General features: G+C 61.5%; 16 protein-coding genes. 12 read left to right on the forward strand and 4 right to left on the reverse strand.

Translation table 11 applies throughout. From position 1 onward, the window contains the following. Window positions 1-309: 309 nt before the first annotated feature. From X265_RS23125 to X265_RS23135, 3 genes are all read left to right on the forward strand, one after another. Window positions 310-684: a sensory rhodopsin transducer gene (locus X265_RS23125; protein ID WP_128966886.1), complete on the forward strand. Its 375-nt coding sequence runs from the start codon at window positions 310-312 to the stop codon at window positions 682-684. Window positions 685-976: 292 nt separating this feature from the next. Beyond that, the gene (locus X265_RS23130) at window positions 977-1,780 is read left to right on the forward strand and encodes a Crp/Fnr family transcriptional regulator (protein ID WP_128966887.1); all 804 of its coding nucleotides are present in this window, start codon (window positions 977-979) and stop codon (window positions 1,778-1,780) included. 196 nt (window positions 1,781-1,976) lie between these two features. Next, window positions 1,977-3,299 (forward strand): MFS transporter, encoded by a 1,323-nt coding sequence (locus X265_RS23135; protein WP_128966888.1) that lies wholly within the window; start codon window positions 1,977-1,979, stop codon window positions 3,297-3,299. A 478-nt stretch (window positions 3,300-3,777) separates the two neighbouring features. On the opposite strand, the gene mdoH is transcribed toward X265_RS23135, so the two are convergent. From mdoH to X265_RS23150, 3 genes are all read right to left on the reverse strand, one after another. After that, window positions 3,778-5,892, reverse strand: coding sequence for a glucans biosynthesis glucosyltransferase MdoH (mdoH, locus tag X265_RS23140; RefSeq protein WP_128966889.1), 2,115 nt, complete (start codon window positions 5,890-5,892; stop codon window positions 3,778-3,780). After that, entirely contained in the window at window positions 5,880-7,259 is a 1,380-nt protein-coding gene (locus tag X265_RS23145; RefSeq protein WP_373291625.1) for a glucan biosynthesis protein G, read from the reverse strand. Before X265_RS23145 ends, mdoH begins: the two co-directional genes overlap by 13 nt. Before the next feature lie 439 nt (window positions 7,260-7,698). Continuing rightward, window positions 7,699-7,860, reverse strand: a complete 162-nt coding sequence (locus X265_RS23150; protein ID WP_128966891.1) for a DUF2934 domain-containing protein — start codon at window positions 7,858-7,860, stop codon at window positions 7,699-7,701. Between the two features lie 2,141 nt (window positions 7,861-10,001). On the opposite strand from X265_RS23150, the gene X265_RS23160 reads away from it, so the two are divergent. Next, window positions 10,002-10,952, forward strand: a complete 951-nt coding sequence (locus X265_RS23160) for a helix-turn-helix domain-containing protein (protein ID WP_128966892.1) — start codon at window positions 10,002-10,004, stop codon at window positions 10,950-10,952. Between the two features lie 227 nt (window positions 10,953-11,179). Beyond that, a complete protein-coding gene (locus X265_RS23165; RefSeq protein ID WP_128966893.1) occupies window positions 11,180-12,106 on the forward strand; it encodes a catalase family peroxidase in 927 nt (308 codons plus the stop codon). A gap of 5 nt (window positions 12,107-12,111) precedes the next feature. Here X265_RS23165 and X265_RS23170 read toward each other — a convergent pair whose 3' ends face one another. After that, on the reverse strand, window positions 12,112-13,041 hold the full coding sequence (locus tag X265_RS23170; RefSeq protein ID WP_128966894.1) for a helix-turn-helix domain-containing protein: 930 nt from the start codon (window positions 13,039-13,041) through the stop codon (window positions 12,112-12,114). A gap of 449 nt (window positions 13,042-13,490) precedes the next feature. On the opposite strand from X265_RS23170, the gene X265_RS23175 reads away from it, so the two are divergent. The 7 genes from X265_RS23175 (at window position 13,491) to X265_RS23205 (ending at window position 20,254) form a co-directional block, all read left to right on the forward strand. Then, a complete protein-coding gene (locus tag X265_RS23175) occupies window positions 13,491-14,471 on the forward strand; it encodes a helix-turn-helix transcriptional regulator (protein ID WP_244659302.1) in 981 nt (326 codons plus the stop codon). Between the two features lie 98 nt (window positions 14,472-14,569). After that, a complete protein-coding gene (locus X265_RS23180) occupies window positions 14,570-14,854 on the forward strand; it encodes a hypothetical protein (protein ID WP_128966895.1) in 285 nt (94 codons plus the stop codon). Window positions 14,855-15,008: 154 nt separating this feature from the next. Beyond that, entirely contained in the window at window positions 15,009-16,214 is a 1,206-nt protein-coding gene (locus X265_RS23185; RefSeq protein WP_128966896.1) for an NAD(P)/FAD-dependent oxidoreductase, read from the forward strand. 97 nt (window positions 16,215-16,311) lie between these two features. After that, on the forward strand, window positions 16,312-17,265 hold the full coding sequence (locus X265_RS23190) for an MBL fold metallo-hydrolase (protein WP_128966897.1): 954 nt from the start codon (window positions 16,312-16,314) through the stop codon (window positions 17,263-17,265). Between the two features lie 170 nt (window positions 17,266-17,435). Continuing rightward, window positions 17,436-18,236: an acetoacetate decarboxylase gene (locus X265_RS23195; protein ID WP_128966898.1), complete on the forward strand. Its 801-nt coding sequence runs from the start codon at window positions 17,436-17,438 to the stop codon at window positions 18,234-18,236. 23 nt (window positions 18,237-18,259) lie between these two features. Further along, complete coding sequence (locus X265_RS23200) at window positions 18,260-19,429, forward strand: patatin-like phospholipase family protein (protein WP_128966899.1); 1,170 nt, start codon at window positions 18,260-18,262, stop codon at window positions 19,427-19,429. 42 nt (window positions 19,430-19,471) lie between these two features. Then, complete coding sequence (locus tag X265_RS23205) at window positions 19,472-20,254, forward strand: 3-hydroxybutyrate dehydrogenase (RefSeq protein WP_128966900.1); 783 nt, start codon at window positions 19,472-19,474, stop codon at window positions 20,252-20,254. The last annotated feature ends 40 nt before the right edge of the window (window positions 20,255-20,294 follow it).

Here is a 20,294-nt window from a genome sequence, read left to right on the forward strand (position 1 = left end):
ACTAGGCGTCAGACCGTCGCACGTCCGCTCAAACAGCGTCTGCGCACTGAAGAAGCAACTCCGTCCAGTACCGTACACTCCGAAAGAATATGTCGGCCGCGGCAATCGCATCGCTGCGCTAAATACGCGCCAATCCTGCAACGCTTGCAAGAACCGCACGTTGAGTTTGAACTAAGTTACTCACTCGAGCCGGCATAATAGGTATGAGCGCGAGCGCGGCAACACTCAATAATTGGGAAGGACGTTCCGTAATCCCGCCATCGAGACGGCTGCTCACGTCCTTGGCACTCACCCGATCGGAGAATTGATATGCGAGACCTCGGTTGCACCCTTTGGGCTATTCCGGAAGGTTACATTCCAAGCGACGGCGTAAGCGACGCCTATGATCTTGTCTCTCATGAAGCAGCTTGCTTTCTGAACACGGGAGACACTGATGCAGAAGTCAGGATCACCCTCTTCTTCGAAACCCGCGAGCCGGTCGGGCCCTATCTGGTGAGAGTGCCCGCTAGACGCACGCTGCACATGCGCTTTAATGATCTGACCGACCCAGCACCGGTCCCTCGTGACACGAGCTATGCCTCACTCATCGAGGCTAGTTCGCCGATCGTGGTTCAGCATACAAGGCTCGATTCTCGGCAACCGGCAATGGCCCTGCTTACCACGGTCGCCTTTCCGGCAACTTAGCAGCAGAGCCGCTCCCGGGCGTAACTCAGAGTCTGGAGCTAATTTCTGTCACTTATTCTGTCGCTCACCTTGAGCGTAACCGCGCGCCGTCGAAGCAAGAGCCCTTGGTCGCCCGGACCTGGGCGGACGGAGCTCGAACTCGCTGCAGAGGGGCCCACCGCCAACATTTCGGTCTCCTTCCGCTGCGTCGCAATTGGAACCCAACATGATCCCTGGAATTAGATTAGTCCGATAAACGGGCTCCCGGTTACTTCAACGTGCGGCTCACTGAGATTAGAGGACAGTGGTTCTGATGTACGGCGGGCGCAAAGGAGTCGGCTCGCAAGGAGGAGCTCCAATCGCACCTGACAAGGCCGCGGGTACAAACAGGCTTCTGAAGCGCATTCCGGATGAAGAGCTCGCTCTTGTTTCATCGATGGCCGACACCGTCGAACTAAGATCGCGTCAGGTTTTGCATCATTGGCGTTTGCCGATGGAGCACATCTATTTTATTTGCGGTGGTCTTGTTTCCGTTTCGGCCAAGGTCGACGAGTCTCGCTTCGTCGAGGCTTGGCTAATCGGATCTGAGGGTATGGTGGGCGCCCCCTTCGTTCTCGCACCCGACGAAGCGAGCCCACCGCACCGGCGAGTCGTTCAAGTCGGAGGAACCGCGCTGCGAATATCCTCCGCGGAATTCATTTCCGCTCTCAAAGACTTACCCGTGCTTCGTGAATTGATCCTGCGGTACATTAACCTGGTCCTGTTCCAGACATCTCAATGCGGTGCCTGCAATTCGCTCCATTCTGTGAAGCAGCGATTGGCGCGCTGGCTGCTTATGGGCATGTCAGCTTTGGACTGCAACGAATTGCCGCTCACACATGCCGTTCTGGGGCAGTTGCTCGGTATTCGTCGGGCTAGCGTGAGTGAATGTCTGGAGGCCCTGGAGAGTCACGGCATGATCCAAAACGTTCGCGCTGCAATCAGGATCGTAGATAAAGCGACCCTGGAGCGGACCGCCTGCTCCTGCTATGGATTGATACAGCGCGAGTATGACCGACAGATAGCGAGGTTTGGTATCTCGCCCCGCTCTCCTGCCGAACGTATTTCCTGTGATTAACTCAGTTGGCACATCTTGGCGCGAGATATGCCCGCTCCCGAGCCTCCTGGAACAACCGAAGCGACCGCCACGGCTCGCCGTGGCACAATTGCAACGACTTGGATGTGGGCCAGGTCGGTCTGTGGAAGATCGCGCAACGCAGATAAGCCAGGAACGTGCGTCAAAACTGTGAGTTTTTCCTGAGAGGACGTTTCACATGCCGCAAAACCTCCAGGCCAGAACAATCGCCAAAGTCACCAGACGCCTCGTGCCGTTTCTCGTCGTTTGCTATTTTGTTGCTTATCTAGATCGGGTGAATGTCGGGTTTGCCGCGCTCACCATGAACGCGGATCTCGGCTTGTCACAGACGGCCTTCGGGTTCGGAGCCGGCATCTTCTTTATCGCCTATTTCATCTTCGAAGTGCCATCCAACCTGTTGCTCGAACGTCTAGGTGCGCGCACATGGATCGCCCGCATCATGCTCAGCTGGGGTATCCTGTCTGGGTTGATGGCATGCCTTCCCTGGATCTCGCGCGTTTCCGGACTTGGCAATGAGAACAGCTTCTATCTCTTGCGCGTGTTGCTCGGTGCGGCGGAGGCTGGCTTCTTTCCAGGAATCATCTTTTATCTCACTCTTTGGTTCCCGGCGGAATACCGCGCTAGGATCGTCGGCTATTTCATGGCCGCCATTCCACTCTCGACAGTGATCGGCGCGCCGGTTTCAGGGCTCCTGCTCTATCTTCACGGCGGCTTCGGCCTTGCCGGCTGGCAATGGCTTTTTCTCATCGAAGCGATACCTGCGATGGCCCTAGCCGTGGTCGTGTTCTTCTATTTAACCGATCGCCCGCAAGACGCAGGCTGGTTGGCAAGTGACGAACGCGAGTGGCTCAGCCAGCGACTTCTGGCCGAACGTCGCAGCCGGGAGGCCGTTCGCATGTACACGGTGGCCGAAGTCCTATTTGATCGGCGCGTAATCGCTCTTAGTCTAATCTACTTTGGTGCAGTGGCGACCAATTACGGACTCAGCTTCTTCCTGCCCCAAATTGTCAAGGCATTCGGGCTCAACACGTTTCTGACCACCCTTGTCTCTGCAGTCCCGTACGTTGTTGGCGTGATCGCCATGATCTGGTGGGGAAGGCGCTCGGATTGGGCTGCGGAGCGGCGCTATCATGCCGCGATCCCCCTGTTCATAGCGTCTGCCGGACTCGTAGGAGCTGCTTTTTTGGGTGATCCAAGCCTGAAAATGCTCGCATTCTGTTTTGCCGGATTTGGCATCTTCGCCTGCCTGCCGGTGTTCTGGACATTGCCGACCGCCTTCTTGTCTGGAGCCGCGGCCGCCGCCGGCATTGCCGTGATCAACTCCATCGGCAATCTCGCGGGGTTTGCCGGCCCATTCGCGATGGGCTGGCTCCGAGACCACACGGGCAGCTATAGAGACGGGCTTCTGCTGCTCGCCGGTCTCGGCATAATCGCAATGGGGATTGTACTCGGAATTTCGCATGACGATACACTCGAGCGGTCGCCATCATCGGCTCCGTAATGGAGACCTGCTCGGCCTTTTGCGCACCAGACCTTCGCTACCGGTGCGTCGATGTCTTCTCCCGTTCGCTTCGTCGAGCATGCGGAGGTACCGAGAAATTACTCCAGGGCGCTACGCTCCCAAGCAGATCGCAATCCAGATCGCGGAGATGCCCGGGGCTGTAGTAGTATGCAAGCAGCAACTGCATTGCTCGTCGAGCGGGACGTGCTCGCGCGCCATCCGTTGGCAGAATATCGTCGCGAGTGCGGCTATCGCGTCGTGGAAGCAACTGACCACGACGAGGCGCGTGAATGCTTCGAGAGCGGGAATCCTTTATCAATGTGGCGTTGATCGACGTAGGCGGCCCCACCGGTTCCGGGTTTGCTCTTTCCGCGTGGATACGGAGCAACCACCCATCCGTGAAGACAAGGCTGGGCGCGACGGTCGGGAAGGTCCTAGCGCTCGCAGTAGACCTTGGGGCCCGGCCCGTCGTGCGCGTTCATCGTTTCCGCAACACGGTGGAGAGCGCCGAGCCGTCATTCAAGGTCGCGAAGACCTCCCGCGGCGACAGGTGGGCAGCCGCTTGTTCGAAGCTATCACTTGCATCGATCTTGGCGCGACCGACCGCCAGGTTGGCGTCGATCATGTCGGGCCGTACGGCGCGAGCAGGCGGCAACTGCGCGAGGTGGAAGGCCAAGAGAGCGGCGTCTTCGCGCAGCTCCACCAACGCGGGTTTGATGCCGATCTCCGCCCCCGCGCTCAATTCGTTGGCCCGGCGCAGCACCGCAGGCGCCTCTCGCTCTTCAGGGGTGCCAAACAGTTTGCCGCAAGCGGGGCTGGCTGTCAGCGCGCCTATTGGAACGGCGAACACAAGCCCCAGGATAACGGGTGACATCCAGAGCAGAAGTGGCAGCGAAACGGCGTACGCGCTTGCGGCCATCGCGACCCCGCACAACGTCGGAATGCCGTACTTCCGATAGAGCTCGCGGCGCTCAACCGTACCGTCGTCGCGTCTTTGCGTCTGCCAGCCCGCATCACGGCCCGCCAGAATCTCCACGACCGCGATCGACTGAAAGATCATCATCACAGGCGCCATCAACGCCGACACCACGATCTCTGCAATAACTCCAGCGGAGACACGCAACGCGCCGCCGAATTGCCTGCGCACCGATCGCCGCGTCCAGAGGAGGACCAGGCTAAGCAGCTTGGGCAACAGCAACAGACCCATGGTGGCACCGAACACCCAGATGGCGAGCACGGGGTCCTGAGCGGGCCAGGTCGGAAAGAGCGAGAAACCCTTCGGAAAATACTCGGGACGCACGAAGCGGGCCTGCAGGGAGATCAGCATCCCCAGCAGCAGGAAGAGCAGCCACAGCGGCGCCGTCAGGTAGGCTCCTATGCCGACCATGAAATGCAGCCGCGATACCCAGTGGAGACCACGAGCGGGCACCACGGCGAGATGCTGAAGATTGCCCTGACACCAACGGCGGTCGCGCGCGGCGAAATCGAGCAGCGAAGGTGGCACCTCTTCGTAGCTTCCGCTGAGCGTCGGCAGCATATAGATGCCCCAACCAGCCCGCCGCATCAGCGCTGCCTCGACAAAATCGTGGCTGAGGATGTGTCCCCCAAACGGCTTGCGCCCCCGAAGTTGCGGCAGCGCCGCCGCTTCGGCGAACGCCTTCACGCGGATGATCGCGTTGTGCCCCCAGTAGTTGCCTTCCGAGCCGTGCCACCATGCGACCCCGGCGGCAATCATCGGGCCGTACAGACGGCCCGCGAATTGTTGGACCCGGCTGAACAGACTTCGCGCGTTGACGATCATGGGCAGTGTCTGGACAAGGCCGGCGGTCGGGTTGATCTCCATCGCACGGACCAGTCGGACGATGGTCTGTCCGCTCATGAGACTGTCGGCATCGAGGACGATCATGAAGTCGTAAACGGCGCCGAACCGCGTGATCCACTCTGAGATGTTGCCGGCTTTGCGCGCCGTATTGTCGGCGCGGTGGCGATAGTACAGCCGAGGTATTCCGACCGCCCGCCGCAACGCGAGCAGCGCTTTTTCTTCGGCGACCCAGATGTCCGGATCGGTGCTGTCGCTCAGAACGTACCAGTCGAACAGTTCCCCGTGCGAGGTCGCCTCCAAGGAGTCGATGATCGCATGAAGCCGCGCCGTCAATCGGTGCGGGTCTTCGTTGTAGGTGGGAAGCAGCATGGCGGTGCGGCTTGCGATCGAAGGTAGCTCCGCATTTACCGCGTCCGGACGATGGGCCAGCAGCACGAAGAAACCAGCAAGTGCGGACGCGAACGAGAAAGCCACCCAGGCGAGCAGAACGAGGAACAGCGCCAACACCATGGCTTCGAGGACCGTGACGCCGCCAACCTCCAACACGCGATACATCTCGTAGCCGCCGGCGCCCGTGAGCGCCGCCGTCGAGAGCAGGATCAAGCCGCGCCGCCAAGCCATCGCGGGGGCAACCGCCGCAGGAACGCGGTCGGGTACCCGGTTCTTTGCGAGGTCGCTAGGAGCCATCGGAAGGGGCGTCTCGCGCGGCAGCAGTCGCTGCGTCGCGATATCGCCGGCGACCGGCTGGGGCGCCGTGTTCAGGGAGCCCATCGGTAGACCCAGACTTCCGACAAGGGCTTGTCGCCCTCGGTCAGAAGCGCCCGCAGCTCGATCGGCTCGCCTTTCACCTGGCATTGGAAGCTCAGCCGCCAGCCGCCGGTGTGGGGATTAGGCTGCGTGACGAGGTTCTTCACCTCGGACTTCTCCGCGGTAACGACACCTTTGACGCCGGCAGGATCGATGCCCTTCAGGTTCTCACCGACCAGATCGAGGACGAAGAGGCGGGCGTCCTCGCCCCGCGCCCCTATCCCACTTCGCGTAAAGCGGGCCAGCGAATGCGGCTTTGGGCTATCCGGCCCCCAGTGAAGCCGATAGGTGTAGTTGTGCTCGCCCTTGGCTTGCAGTGGGGTCTTCGGCCGCCAGAATGCGGCGATGTTATCGTGGACTTCCTCCTTGGTCGGGATTTCGAACAGCATCACGCCGCCCTCCCCCCAATCCCCGATCGGCTCCACCCAGAGACTGGGCCGTTTTTCGAAGCTGGATTCGATGTCTTGATAGGCGAAGAAGTTTCTCTCCCGCTGCATCAACCCGAACCCGCGCGGATTGAGATCCTGAAAGGTGCTGATCTGGAGATCGCGCGGGTTATTGAGCGGGCGCCAAAGGCTTTCGCCCTTTCCGTTAAAGACCGCAAGGCCATCGGAATCGTGGACGGACGGACGGAAATCGTCGACCGCGTTGCGGTCGTTCGGGCCGAAGAAGAACATGCTGGTCATCGGCGCGAGCCCGGCCCGCGGCACTTCGATGCGCGGATAGACCGACATCTCGACGTCGAACACCGTGGTGTCCCCGGGGCGCACGGTGAATCGATAGCTCGCAGCGCAGCTTTTGCTGTCGAGCAGAGCATGGATCACCAACGAAGTCGCGCCAGGCGCCGGCCGCTCGAGCCAGAATGCCTTGAAGAGCGGAAATTCCTCGCCCTTGGCTTCCCCCGTATCGATCGAAAGTCCCCGGGCGGAAAGCCCGTACGTCTGCCCCTTGGCCACGGCGCGGAAATAGCTCGCGCCCAGAAAGACGCAGACCTCGTCGTAATAGTCGGGGCGGTTCATAGGCGCGTGTATGCGGAAGCCTGCGAACCCGAGATCGCTGTCCTCGAACGGGGGGACCTTATCGCCGAAGGAAAAGTCCGCCTTGCGGTACTTAAGCTCGATCGCTTTTCCGTCCGCGACCTCGAAGATGTTCACTCTATTATTGTAGAAGAAGCCGCGATGGAAGAACTGCGCTTCGAATGGAAGATTCTTGCCACGCCAGAGCGCGCGCTCGGGCAGAAAGCGGATCGAACGGTACTGATCGTAGTCGAGGTCCTTCAATGCGCTCGGCAGCTTCTCGTCCGGCGCCTCGTACGGCTTGCCCGCGAGCATACGGGCCAGGTCCCTCACAGTTGACGGCACGAAGACGTCGTCTGACGCCGCCGCGAAGCCGCTGCGCGAAGCGAGCAGCAACGCTGGCAGCACAGCCGACCCTTGAACAAGCTGGCGTCGGTTCACACGCTCTCCTACTCGCTGCTTCTGCCGCGCCCAAGCAACGACCGCAGCGCCCGCGAGTTCCACTGGAGGGCATCAGCTTAGGTCAAAAGCTGCCGATGGATGGTCCGATGACATAGGGCGACCTGCCCTGCCCCTGCCGCGCCACATGCCATTCCTATCGGCAACCCGATGAGCTGAATTACCACGGCGATCATGACAAATGAGATGCGGACGTTTCGACCTATGACCTTTGCGGGCACTGTCCTGCTTCGTCCCACTGGGCCAACAATGTTGATCGATCCGCGTTCGGGGCAGCGGAAACTTTCCAGCTGAGCTACTTGCCTTCCAACGGCATCTCGCCAACCTGTCTTCGCTCGGCGAGGAGCTCCTTCTCGGCCTCGTACCAAAACGTATCCATTTCCCCGGGTGGTTCGCCGGCCTCTTGCCAAAGTCGGTACGCGCGATTGCGGATATCTTCCTCACTCAGCTCGGCCATTGCTTCCATCCTTTCAGAAGCAAAGCCTCACGAGGCGCGCGAGTTCCTTCATGGACGGCTCAAATAGATCGGATGGTTGAACGACCCTGACCTTCGACATTCGCAGCTGAAGGATCAAGCTTTTCACGCTCCGGGCGACGTCATCGGGTCCCTCAAGCGAGAGGAAATGTGCCGGAAGCCGACAGGCCTCGTTTCCTAGCCCAGATGCTGCGATAGCATTCGATGGCGGAGAAATCAGCCTCTATTCCGAGCCCAGGATTCTGGTTCAGTTCAATCGTGCGGTCCCTGACATTGACGATCAGGCCACAGAGCATCGCGCAAGGGATTATCATTGGCGTCGACCTCGACCCAGCCATCACCGCCGACCGCCGCGAGGAGATGCGCAGACGCAAGCAGTCCGATGCCTCCGCCGAGATAGTGCGGACAGAACGTCTTCCCTTTCTCAGGGTCTCGCGGGCGAGTTCTCCGCATTCGGTAAGCCCGCCCCTTTTGCCATGTCGGGCTGAACCACGCCGAGCACATCTTCTTGGAGGGCCAGCTCGAAATCGGCAACAGTGAGAAGTTTTCGCCGGCGACAATCGCGCGCAGCGCCGCCAGATTAGCGAGATCGGTCTCGATGCCGAACGGTGTCGATCAAAACGGGTCGGGAATAAGGATGAAGGTACCGTCAGCCAATCCGACAAAGGCGAACACGGCCCACCGATAGTCGACGATAAGTGTCGACAGGACTTATTTTGAGCTTCAGCGAGTTAGATCGAAGTTTTGAGCAAATTCGGATAGCTGCGAGCAGCTCCGAATTATTCCCACTCTATCATCTCGAACGAAGCTTCGTCCTTGATTTGCAAGCACAAATTTCTAAACCTGACGGACAAATGCCGACGGTGTACCCGCCGCATTTTTTTGGTCTTGAATTCACAGGAAAATTTGCCGCCCTCTGAGGATTGGCCCCCTTCAAGAATTATCGGAGCCAATCGCGACATTGGAAGCCCAAGAAGTCGGAACGGCCTTCTCTGCGCTTTCGCGGGGATCTAGCCGATACCGTCAGCGGTCGGTTCGGAACGTGCAATTGACGGGGCCGGTTTTCGGCCACTATTTCGCCCCCAAAAAGCTCCGGACCCGTACGCGCCGATTGGCCCTTGAGTCCGACTGAGCTCATCTCAAAGCAATGACTGACTGCCGCTCGGGCCATTGAGACCAAGCTGCTGGTATACGGCTTGGAACGTTGCGCCCAGCGACCGTCCCAAGCGGCGCCGTGCTAGCTACGGGCTAGTCCCGCAAGCGCCAGTCCTGCCAATCTGCGGAGGGATTCTATCCCAAGTGAATGCCGCGAGGTGCAATGCTTTACAGCAATCGCTCTCTAGGTACGGCAATCGCTCTCGCGTGGCCAAGGCTCCGTTCCGCTAGATCATCACGGTCCATACATCCAACGGAACCGAGGAAAGATGATCTCGAGAGGCACCGTTAGATCCGACTTGATCGCACCGGCTTATGCGAGATCGTCAGGAGTGTCCGGTTTTGCTCGCAAAATGGTTGAGCAGGTCTCGGAAATCACGGGCGCAGTCCATAACCTGGTCTTGGATGTACGCGATAGCTACCGTCCTGAGCTGCACTATATGCGCGGCCGCGGCCCGAAATGGCGCGCCAAACAACCGCCTTTCGACGGCATGCCTTAGCAATGTCCCAAAGACCACGGCAATTCCTCAGAGTCAGAAGAAAACCCCACGAGCTGCGCTGCTCCGCATCCGCTCTCTCCTCAATAGCAGCGGTGCGTTTTGGACCGCGTGCCAAGTCGCTGCCGTGGCGAAGACCAAGCTGCTCCCACCCGCGGTAGAGCACCAGATCCCCAAACTAACACCCGCTATATCGTCGGTTGGGAGCGGTCCACTCAATGCCGGGGATCGGGCCGCGCCGCGACAACACGAAGCTCAATACGTACTCAGAAAGTCAGAGCTGTTGCCTTTCAGCAATAGGAGTTAGCGCAAGCGTTGATGCCCGTACTGAACAGAGCTTCAACTCACGCGATGGGGGCTTGCAGCAGGAACAGACAAAGCATGATCGATTTAGGAAAGACCTCGAACCGTACCGCGCCTAGAACGCCTCCAACGGTCAGACTAGGCCGTTTCACCGGCGAGTATCAATCCATGAGCAATTCTGGCTTGCGAGATATTTCGCTGAGTCAGCGAGACACATCCCGGGCACAGCAGCGCGACCTGCCGGTCGGCACGCGTCCTCACGCCGATGCAGAAATGACGCGCGTGCTCAAGACAGCGCCACTCCGCATGGCTTCAGACCCGTCGAACGGCATTATCGCCTACTGGAGACATGACGCCGTGCACGACGTCGTCGGCCCCATGGCCGACCACGTCCTCATGGCTTTCCCTTCAGGGTCACTTCGCTTCGAGCGCCGCTCCGGAAAGTCCGTGGTAACGGGAACGACGCATCGCGGAGCTGTGACGGTAATTCCCGCCGGCTCGTCGTCCCGGTGGGATATTCCAGAGCCATTGAATGTCGTCCATCTCTACCTCCCGCAGGCCACGCTCCAGCGCGTCGCCATTGAGGCCGGAATGGCTGCTCCCGCCGATCTCGTGGAAAGATCGGCCCATCCCGACCCCGTTACATCCCGCCTGCTCCTGAGTGCGGCGGATGTGCTCGAAGGCAGCGCCGCCCTGGATGCCCTGTTCAGGCAGCAGATCACAGATCTTCTGGCCACGCGTCTTTTGGCTGCGCACAGCGGCTCGCCACCCTCGTTCCAGCCGACCCTCGGCGGGCTGTCACCGGCGATACTGCGCCGGGCCATCGAACGCCTGCGCTCCGACACTGACGCAGACGTCTCGCTAGCCGCGCTCGCCGCAGATGCTGGGCTATCGCGCTTCCACTTCTGCCGTGCCTTCAAGGAAAGTACCGGACTCTCGCCGCATGCTTGGTTGCGCCAGCACCACCTTGAGCAGGCCATGAACATGCTGCGCGAGACCGACGACTCGATCGCGTCGATTGCGGCAGCGCTCGGCTATTCTTCGCAAGCGGCCTTCGCTGCGGCGTTCGGAAAGCTGACCGGCGAGACCCCAAGTGTTTGGCGACGACGGATGCGGTGAAGACGCCGAATTGCCTCGCGCATGAGCAGCAATAGCTCTGGAATCGCGTCAATCGCTCTGGGGCGGCGGCGCGGCTGATCCGCTACATGACCCCATTGCTCGCGGCTTCGATCGTGGTGTGGATCACAGGCCTCGAGCAGGATCGGACAAGTCACGGCCGATTCAGGAAAGACAGCGGACCCTCGCAACGTCCGAAACGAGACCCGAGATCAGGCCGAAGATCACGAATGCCCCAGTTCCTGAGCCGCACCGCCACGGCCGCGTCGATTGTCGAGGCCCTGAAGGCGGAGGCTGGCACCCCGCCAAAGGCACGCGCAAGCTTTGCCAAGGGCCGGTGTGTGCGTGGTACTTATACCCCGTCGGACCAGGCCAGCGAGATCACGAAATCCCGGAGTTTTACCAAGCCATCTCGTGTGTTGGCGCGCTTCTCTGTGGGCGGCGGTCATCCGAAGGTGGCGGAGACGGACAAGCTCGTGCTGCGCGGTTTCGCCTTCCGGCTCGGCAGTGACAACCAGCGCTCGGAGATTTTCACCCAGAACGCGCCGGTGCATTTTGCGAGGACGCTCGACCAGATGTTGGCCTTCCTCAAGGCACGCGTTCCCGGACCGGACGGCAGGATCGATGCAGCGAAGGTCAAGGCCTTCTCCGCTGCCAATCCCGAAACGTTGCTACAGGCAAACTATCTTGCCGCGCGCCCGTTGCCAGGAAGTTTCGCGGGCACGACCTATTGGGGCGTGCACGCCTTTCCCGCGACGAACTCAAAAGGCGAGACGCGTTTCATCAAACTCAAGGTCGAGCCGGTCGGCGGAGAGGTTTCATTGACCGATGACGAAGCCAGGGGAAAGTCTGCTGACTTCCTGAGCGACGATCTCGATCAGCGGATTGCGGCACGCGACATCAGGTTCAGTGTGATGGCACTGCTCGATCGCAACGGCGATCCCGTCATGGACGTCACCGTCCGATGGCCGGATGAAGACGAACGCGAAGCGGTGCGGCTGGGAACGATCGTTATCACGGGTGTCGAAGGCAACGAGGCCTGCGACGAGGCGAACTTCAATCCGGCAAATCTCGCCGAAGGTATCGGTCATCCCCCGGACGAGATCTTCGCGGCGCGCCGCGCCGCCTACGCCATCTCGCAGACTATGCGAGGCTAGGCCGACTACGTTTCCCTTTCCGTGGCGCCATGCTTGTCGCGGCGCCAAGCGCCCGGACTGACGCCGACCACCGAAGAAAAGACCCGTGTAAAGTGGCTTTGATTGGCAAACCCCGCCGAGATCGCGATCTCGGACAGCGGCAGGTCGCGAATGGTCAGCAACTGCTTGGCCGACTTGACGCGCTGATGCAGCAGCCACTGGTGCGGCGGCAGGCCGGTGGAGATGCGGAATGCCCGGGAAAAATGGCTGACCGAAAGGTCGAATTCGGCGGCGATCTGCTGCAGTGAAAGGCTTCCGCCGAGGTCGGACTCCAGCCGTTCGCAGGCCCGCTTCATTTGCCAAGGCGCAAGACCGCCGCGGGCAAGCTCGGTGTTGCGCCTTAGTCCGCCGTAGGTCTGGGCAACGTGGGCCGTCAGCGCAAGCATCGTGTGGTCGAGGAAGAGCTGATTGACTTCACTCGGTCGATGCAGCGCATCCAACAGCGCAGTGCCGAGATGACGGACGACTGAATCGTGGTGGCCGATGCCCGGTTCGTAGGCGAGTTCGCCAATGCGTGGCGCGCCGCTCTGCTTGGCGATGTCCTCGAGTGCCGACCGCGGCAAATAGAAAAACAGCGAGTGGAAAGGCTTGTCGATGACGTAGCGCGGATCGCGCTTCAAGTCGTATAGGTAGGTTGCTCCGCCCCGGACGTCCGTCTTGATGACGCACCGGCCGCGTTCCCAGCATTCGCAGTCGGGGTAGTCACGAAGCTTCAGACTGACGAGATAGGCATCCTCGGAAGGCAAGGCTCCGCAGAGACCAGGCACGGGATTGTCATCCCGCGTCTCGACAACCGCGAGTTCGGCGCTGCGCAGCGAACGCGTAATCAGCGAGGGCGCGTCCTTCAAGTTCAAGGGCTCCCCGATTCTTCGTCCGTAGATGCCCGGCTGTGTCATTCGAGTGGATTCCGTAAGTGGAGGCGGACCGCGGCTCAACTCGTCGCTCGCGCGGTCGCTTTTTTCCATTATCCGGCATGGGCAGGCGGTGGTCCAGTACCGTGGAGATGCGCACAACCATTATGACAAACCTGTGGCAATGCGATTTTTCGGCGCGATTTCAACGTTTAGGGCGTTTGGAATGCAACTCGGCGCCACCTCGACCGGGGCACTAACTGCATCGTGATCCCAGCACAAAATGTCGCACCGCGAGCTTTGAGCAGAATCGGACAAAGCACGACGGCTTCAGGAAAGACCCCGTAGTTCTACGAACCTAGAAGGTCCACCGAAAAGCCGCGGCGCTTAGCGGCAATCCGTTCGGCAGACAAGAGGCGACGACTTCACGCCAGCCCGACAAGGTGGGTCCGGCGGCGCGAGTGCATGCCTTTCCGCAAAGTGGACACGCCTTCATGAGCAAACCCATCTCGGGCAATTCTGCGCAGAAGACTTTGCACATTGCATCCGACGCGTATCCGGATTCTTCGCCGATTGCCGACCGCCGTACTGCGGATAAGGAGATGGCACGCGTCCTACAAACTCAACCACTCCGCATTGCGTTGGAATCATCCGGCGCGATCGCCCATTGGCAACATGATCCCGTGCACGACATCGTCAAGCCAATGGCCGACCATGTCGTTATGACTTACCCTGTAGGCGTGCAGCGATTGGAGCGACGCACCGGACGATCCGTTGCGACTAGGACGGCGCGCCCCGGGGTTGTGACGGTCATTCCGGCGGGCTCAAGCGCCCGATGGGACGTCACGCCAGCCAGTTCAACCGATCGACCCCGCATTCACCCGCCTCTGAGCCTCATTCAGCTCTACCTTCCGCACACAACGCTTGCACGCGTTGCCAGCGAAGCCGACACTACTCCTCGGGACCTTTTGGAGCGAATTGCGTATCCAGACCCGATTACATCGCGATTGCTGACGAGTGCAGCAGATGTTCTCGAAGGCAACATGACTCTGGATGCGCTGTTCAGGCAACGATTGACAGACCTCCTGGCCACGCGCCTGCTGGCTGCACACACTGGCTCGCCAATGACGTTGCAGCCGGCCGTGGGTGGGCTGTCCCCGAAAGTCTTGCTCCGTGCCATCGAACGCTTGCGTTCAGACAGCGATGCGGACGTCTCCCTCGATGCGCTCGCATCCGATGCCGGCCTCTCGCGCTTTCACTTTTGCCGCGCATTCAAGGAAAGCACCGGGCTTTCGCCTCATGCCTGGTTGCGCCAACACCGGCACGCGCAGGCGATGACCATGCTGCGCGACACGGACGAGTCGATCGTTCAGATCGCGGCGGCGCTTGGCTATTCCTCGCAGACTGCCTTCGCTGCGGCCTTCAGGAAAATGACCGGCGAGACACCGCGCGACTTTCGTAGGCACATGCGTTAGCAGCAATCGCTCTACAGTGACGGCAATCCCTCTGGGGCAGCGGCAGGACTGATCGGTTAGACCATCATCATGTCCGAACCAACAGACGGAGACTAAGGATGACCTGGAGGAACTTCGTCAGCCGGCTGCCTATCACAGCACAGCGCAGGGGCCTCACCACAGCAACTCTGTACGGTCTTTCGTTGGCTGTCCGCTTCACGTCAGCAGCGGGACGCGACGACGAAGTACCCACGCAGTCGCTGCAAATGATCAAGCCGGTAACGTCCATCATGGTCCGAACCGCTCCGCGCCTTCCCTATGAGGACCTGGCGAAGGCTGCTCAGCCGATCGTCTTTCGTCCCGGCTGGCCGCTGGGTTCGCCAGGATGCCGCGCCGGCTTGTGAGTTCTCCATGCGGGTGCCATCGATACCGGACCGCCTCCGTCCGTAAGGACTGAGACCTTTCATTTCACCTCTTCGCGTCGTCGTCGTCGCGCGCTGCACAGGCAGCGAGCGGCAGCGCGCGGACTATTGGAAGTCCAACCACGGGAGCCAACACATGCGACTAGTCATCATCGGCGCCGGCTTTGCCGGCATGTACGCCGCCCTTTCCGCAGCACGCCTGCGCGACATCAAGGGCGTTTCGCCCGACGAGCTCGAGATCGCGCTGGTTGCGCCCGAGCCGACGCTGGTGGTTCGCCCGCGGCTCTATGAGCCGAAGCCCGAAACCATGACGGCACCCCTGCTCGACGTCCTCAATGCCGTCGACGTCGTCTACGTGCAGGGCAGTGCCGAGACGGTGGACACGAAGTCTCGGATGGTGCAGGTGGCCACAGCCAAAGGCACGCGGAAGACCCTCTCCTACGATCGCCTGGTCGTTGCCACCGGCAGCCGGCTGTTCCGCCCCAATATTCCCGGACTCGCCGAGTATGGCTTCAGCGTCGATTCGCTCGAAGATGCGGTTGCCCTCGACAAGCATCTGCATGGCTTGGCCGATCGGCCTGCAGCGAGCGGCCGCGACACAGTCGTGGTCGCGGGCGGCGGCTTCACCGGAATCGAGGCGGCAACCGAAATGCCCCCGCGGCTGCGCGCGATCCTCGGTAAGGGTGCCAAGCCGCGCGTGATCATCGTCGAACGAAATCCGGCTATTGCCCCCGATATGGGCGAAGGGCCCCGCCCCGTCATCGAGGAAGCGCTGCGAAAGGTGGGCGTGGAAACTCGGGTCGGCGTGGGCGTGGCCTCGCTGGACAAATCCGGCGTCACGCTTTCAAACGGCGATCAGATCGAGACGGAGACCGTGATCTGGGCAGCGGGCATTCGGGCGGCCCCGTTGACGCAACAAATCCCCGCCGAACGCGACAATTTCGGGCGGCTGCTGGTCGATCCGTGTTTGCGCGTGCCCAAAGTGTCCGGCGTATTCGCCACCGGCGATGCCGCTCGCGCCGCCTGCGACGACGATGGCAACTATGCGCTGATGTCGTGTCAGCACGCCACGCGGATGGGCGCTTTCGCCGGCAATAACGCCGCGGCGGAGCTCCTCGGTGTTCCGACCAAACCCTATCACCAGAAGGCCTACGTCACCTGCCTCGATCTCGGCGAGGCCGGCGCGCTCTTCACCCGCGGCTGGGAGCGCACGGTGGAGATGGTCGGCGAGGTCGCCAAGAAAACCAAGCAGGAGATCAACGGCGTCTGGATCTATCCGCCCAAGCCCGAGCGTGCAGCCGCACTCGCCTCGGCCGATCCGGAGCAAGTCACCAAGCTGTAGGAGCCCGACGCAACGGGCCGCGCCTCCGGGTGAAGCGCGGTCCGTCCGGACTCCAACATCAAGATCGAACGTCAACGTCTAACAATGGAGCGTTCAAATGAACCAGATGATCCGCAGCATCAAGCAGAAGATCATCAAGAACCTGGGCACGACCTCGCGCCACGGCCGAGCCGAAACCGACGAGCTAGTTCCGTCGCGCTATGCGCTGCGAGTCGGTGAGATTGAGGTGCTCGTGATCAGCGATGGGGTGCTAACGCCGCCATCCGAGTCCATGGCGACTAACGCCGATCCGGCCGTCCGGTCAGCCTGGCTAGACAACATGTTCTTATCCCGCGACGCGTTCGATTGGGCACTGAACGAGGTCGTGGTGCGCAGCGGCGGCCAAACCATACTCATCGACGCCGGGCTGGGAGAGGAGTACCCGGACTTTCCGCGCGCGGGACAATGGGGCCAGCGACTCGAAGCCGCCGGCATCGATCTTGGCTCGGTGACCGACGTGGTGCTCACCCACATGCACTTCGATCACGTTGGCGGACTGCTCGTCGACGGCGTGAAGAAGCGGCTGCGCCCGGACCTGAGGATCCACGTGGCGGCCGCCGAGGTCAAGTTCTGGGCCTCCCCCGACTTCTCCCGCACTGCCATGCCGCCGGCACTCGCGGACTTGGCGCGGCGGGCGTCCAAGCAATTCCTCGACGAATATCACAGCCACCTACAGCCGTTCGAAGACGAGTCCAAGGTTGCGCCCGGGGTTGTCGTCCGTCGCACTGGCGGTCACACCCCTGGGCACAGCGTGGTTCGCCTGGCGTCCGGCGACGACAGGCTCATGTTCGCGGGCGACGCCATATTCCCGGTCTCGTTCGATCATCCCGAATGGCACAACGGCTTCGAGCACGACCCTGAGGAGGCGACCCGCGTCCGGCTCAAACTCTTGCGGGAGCTGGTGGCGACCGGTTCGTGGCTGGTTGCCACGCACATGCCCTTCCCGTCCATCGGCCGCGTCGCGGCCGCCGGCGAGCTCTTTCGCTGGGTGCCGGCGTGGTGGGACTACTGAGCACTTGTTGGCTCGGCACCGAACGGGGCGCGGGCTCATAGCGCAAGACGAGTTCGCGCCTCCGTTACCGATCGGAAGCGCGTCACCGATACTCCAATAGATCACCAGCACCGGCCGCGCCTCGCAAGGCGCGCGGCCGCTCACATCACAGCATCAGCAGAGTTACTCCGATGAAACACGAGACCGTGCGCGCGAACGCGTTCGCCATGCCGCTAACGAACCCGGCCTTTCCGCCGGGGCCATATCGGTTCGTCAACCGCGAATACTTTATCATCCAATACCGGACCGATCCCGATGCTTTACGCCGGATCGTGCCGGAGCCGCTGGAGCTGGCCGAGCCGGTGGTGAACTACGAATTCATCCGCATGCCTGACTCGACGGGCTTCGGCGACTACACCGAAAGCGGACAAGTCATCCCCGTGAGCTACAAGGGCCAGGCCGGCAGCTTCGTGCACCAGATGTTCCTGAACGATCATCCGCCGATTGCAGGCGGCCGCGAGCTATGGGGGTTTCCCAAGAAGCTGGCGCAGCCGAATCTCGCGGTCGAGATCGACACCCTGGTCGGCACCTTGAACTACGGCTCGGTGCGCATCGCGACCGGCACCATGGGCTACAAGCATCGGGCCCTCGACGCGGCGACCGAAGCGCGCAAACTCGCGGCGCCCAATTTCCTGCTCAAGATCATCCCGCATGTCGACGGTACGGCACGTATCTGCGAACTCGTGCGCTTTCATTGCGAGGATATCACGGTGAAGGGCGCCTGGACCGGACCTGCTGCGCTTGAGCTCTACTCCCACGCGCTCGCGCCCGTCGCCGAATTGCCCGTGTTGCAGGTGCTCTCGGCCAAGCACGTGGTCGCTGACCTGACTCTCGGCCTCGGCACGGTGGTCCACGATTATCTGTCCCCGGCTGCAGTCTCACGGCGACGCGGTACCGAATCCGAAATCTTGATCGAAGGCAACGCCGGCTGAGCCGCATGCAAGGAGTCTTGGCCATGTTGAACGTGATGCGCGAGCAAACTGAACTGCAGCAAACAAGGTCGCTGCCATACGATGTCGTCGCCCTGGTGCTGCAAGGCGGCGGCGCGCTGGGCGCCTATCAGGCTGGAGTCTACGAGGGTCTGCACGAGGCCGGCATCCGGCCGAACTGGCTGGCCGGCATCTCGATCGGTGCACTTAATGCCGCCATCATCGCCGGCTCGCCAGAAGCCGAGCGCGTGGATCGACTGCGCGAGTTCTGGGAAACCATCTGCGCCTTTTCGATCGAGTGGCCCGCCGGTGAGGGACTGGCCAATGCCCTGCCCTTTGCTTTCGATATCAACTCGGTGCGCAATGCGATGGCGGCGATGCGGGCGCTGGTGCAGGGCCAGCCAGGTTTCTTCAAGCCGCGCTTTCCGTCGCCGCTGTGGTCGCCGTTCTCGGGCGACGCTGCGACCAGCTTCTACGACACCGCACCGTTGCAGAAAACGCTGGAGCGGCTTGTCGACTTCGACCGTCTGAACTCGGGCGACGTGCGCGTTTCCGTCGGTGCGGTCAACGTCCGCTCCGGCAACCTGACCTATTTCGACACCGCCGAGCGCCGGCTGGGGCCCAGGCATTTCATGGCTTCAGGAGCGCTGCCGCCCGGATTCCCTGCAGTCGAAATCGAAGGCGAGCACTACTGGGATGGCGGTGTGGTTTCGAATACGCCTCTGTCCCGCGTGCTCTCCGGTGAACCCTGCGACACGCTGGCTTTCCAGATCGACCTTTGGTCGGCCAAGGGCCGCGTTCCCTACGACATGATGGAAGTGTCGAGCCGGCAGAAGGACATCCAGTATTCGAGCCGCACGCGCGCGGTCACCGATCAGATGCTGCGAATGCAAAAGATGCGTCAGGCGCTACAGCGGACCATCGAGAAACTGCCGGAAGCCGCAAAGCAAGACCCGGAAATCCGCGCCATCGCGGATCTGGCGCGCCATCGCTCGCACAACATCATTCACCTGATCTATCAGACCAAGCCCCATGAGGGTCATTCCAGGGACTACGAGTTCGGACTGAGCGCGATGCGCGCCCACTGGCAGAGCGGACTGGAAGACATCCGCCGCACGCTGGCCGACGGCCGTCGCCTCGACCCGCCGCCACCCGAGCTTGGCATCGTCACCCATGACATTCACCGCCGCGACTGAGCTCTCGGCCCATTCATCTCCTGCTCATCGAAAGGAAATACCATGTTGAACGGCAAGGTAGCCATCGTTACCGGATCGACCAGCGGTATCGGACTTGGCATTGCGAAGGAACTCGCCAAGCTCGGCGCTGACATCGTGCTGAACGGTTTCGGCGACGCCGGCGAGATCGAGACTATTCGCAAAGGCATCGCGCGCGAGCATGGCGTGCGCGTCATCTATGACGGCGCGGACATGTCGAAGGGCGAGGCGGTGCGTGGCCTCATCGACGCCACCATCGAGAAGTTTGGGCGGGTGGATATCCTCGTCAACAATGCCGGCATCCAGTTCACCGCGCCAGTCGATGAATTTCCGCCCGCCAAATGGCATGCCATCCTCGACATCAACCTGTCCGCGGCGTTCCACGGCATCGCGCGGGCCCTGCCGCAAATGAAAAAGCGGGGCTGGGGCCGGATCGTCAACATCGCCTCGGCGCACGGCCTCGTCGCCTCGACCCACAAGGCGGCTTACGTCGCGGCGAAACACGGCCTGGTCGGCCTCACCAAGGTGGTGGGCCTCGAGACGGCCGGGAGCGGAGTGACCTGCAACGCGATCTGCCCCGGCTGGGTGCGCACGCCACTCGTCGAAAAGCAGATCAGCGACATGGCTGCGCAGCGAGGCATCAGCCAGCAGGAAGCGACCGAGGAGCTTCTCGCCGAGAAGCAGCCCTCACTGCAATTCGCTTCTCCGGAGCAGCTTGGCGGCAGCGTCGCTTTTCTCTGTTCGGCTGCGGCAGACCAGATCACCGGCACGGCGATCTCTGTCGATGGCGGCTGGACCGCACGGTAGCCGCGAGAATGGGCAGAGCTGTCAACGGTAGGAGGACATC

This window comes from Bradyrhizobium guangdongense, from assembly GCF_004114975.1.
Taxonomy (GTDB): Bacteria; Pseudomonadota; Alphaproteobacteria; order Rhizobiales; family Xanthobacteraceae; genus Bradyrhizobium; species Bradyrhizobium guangdongense.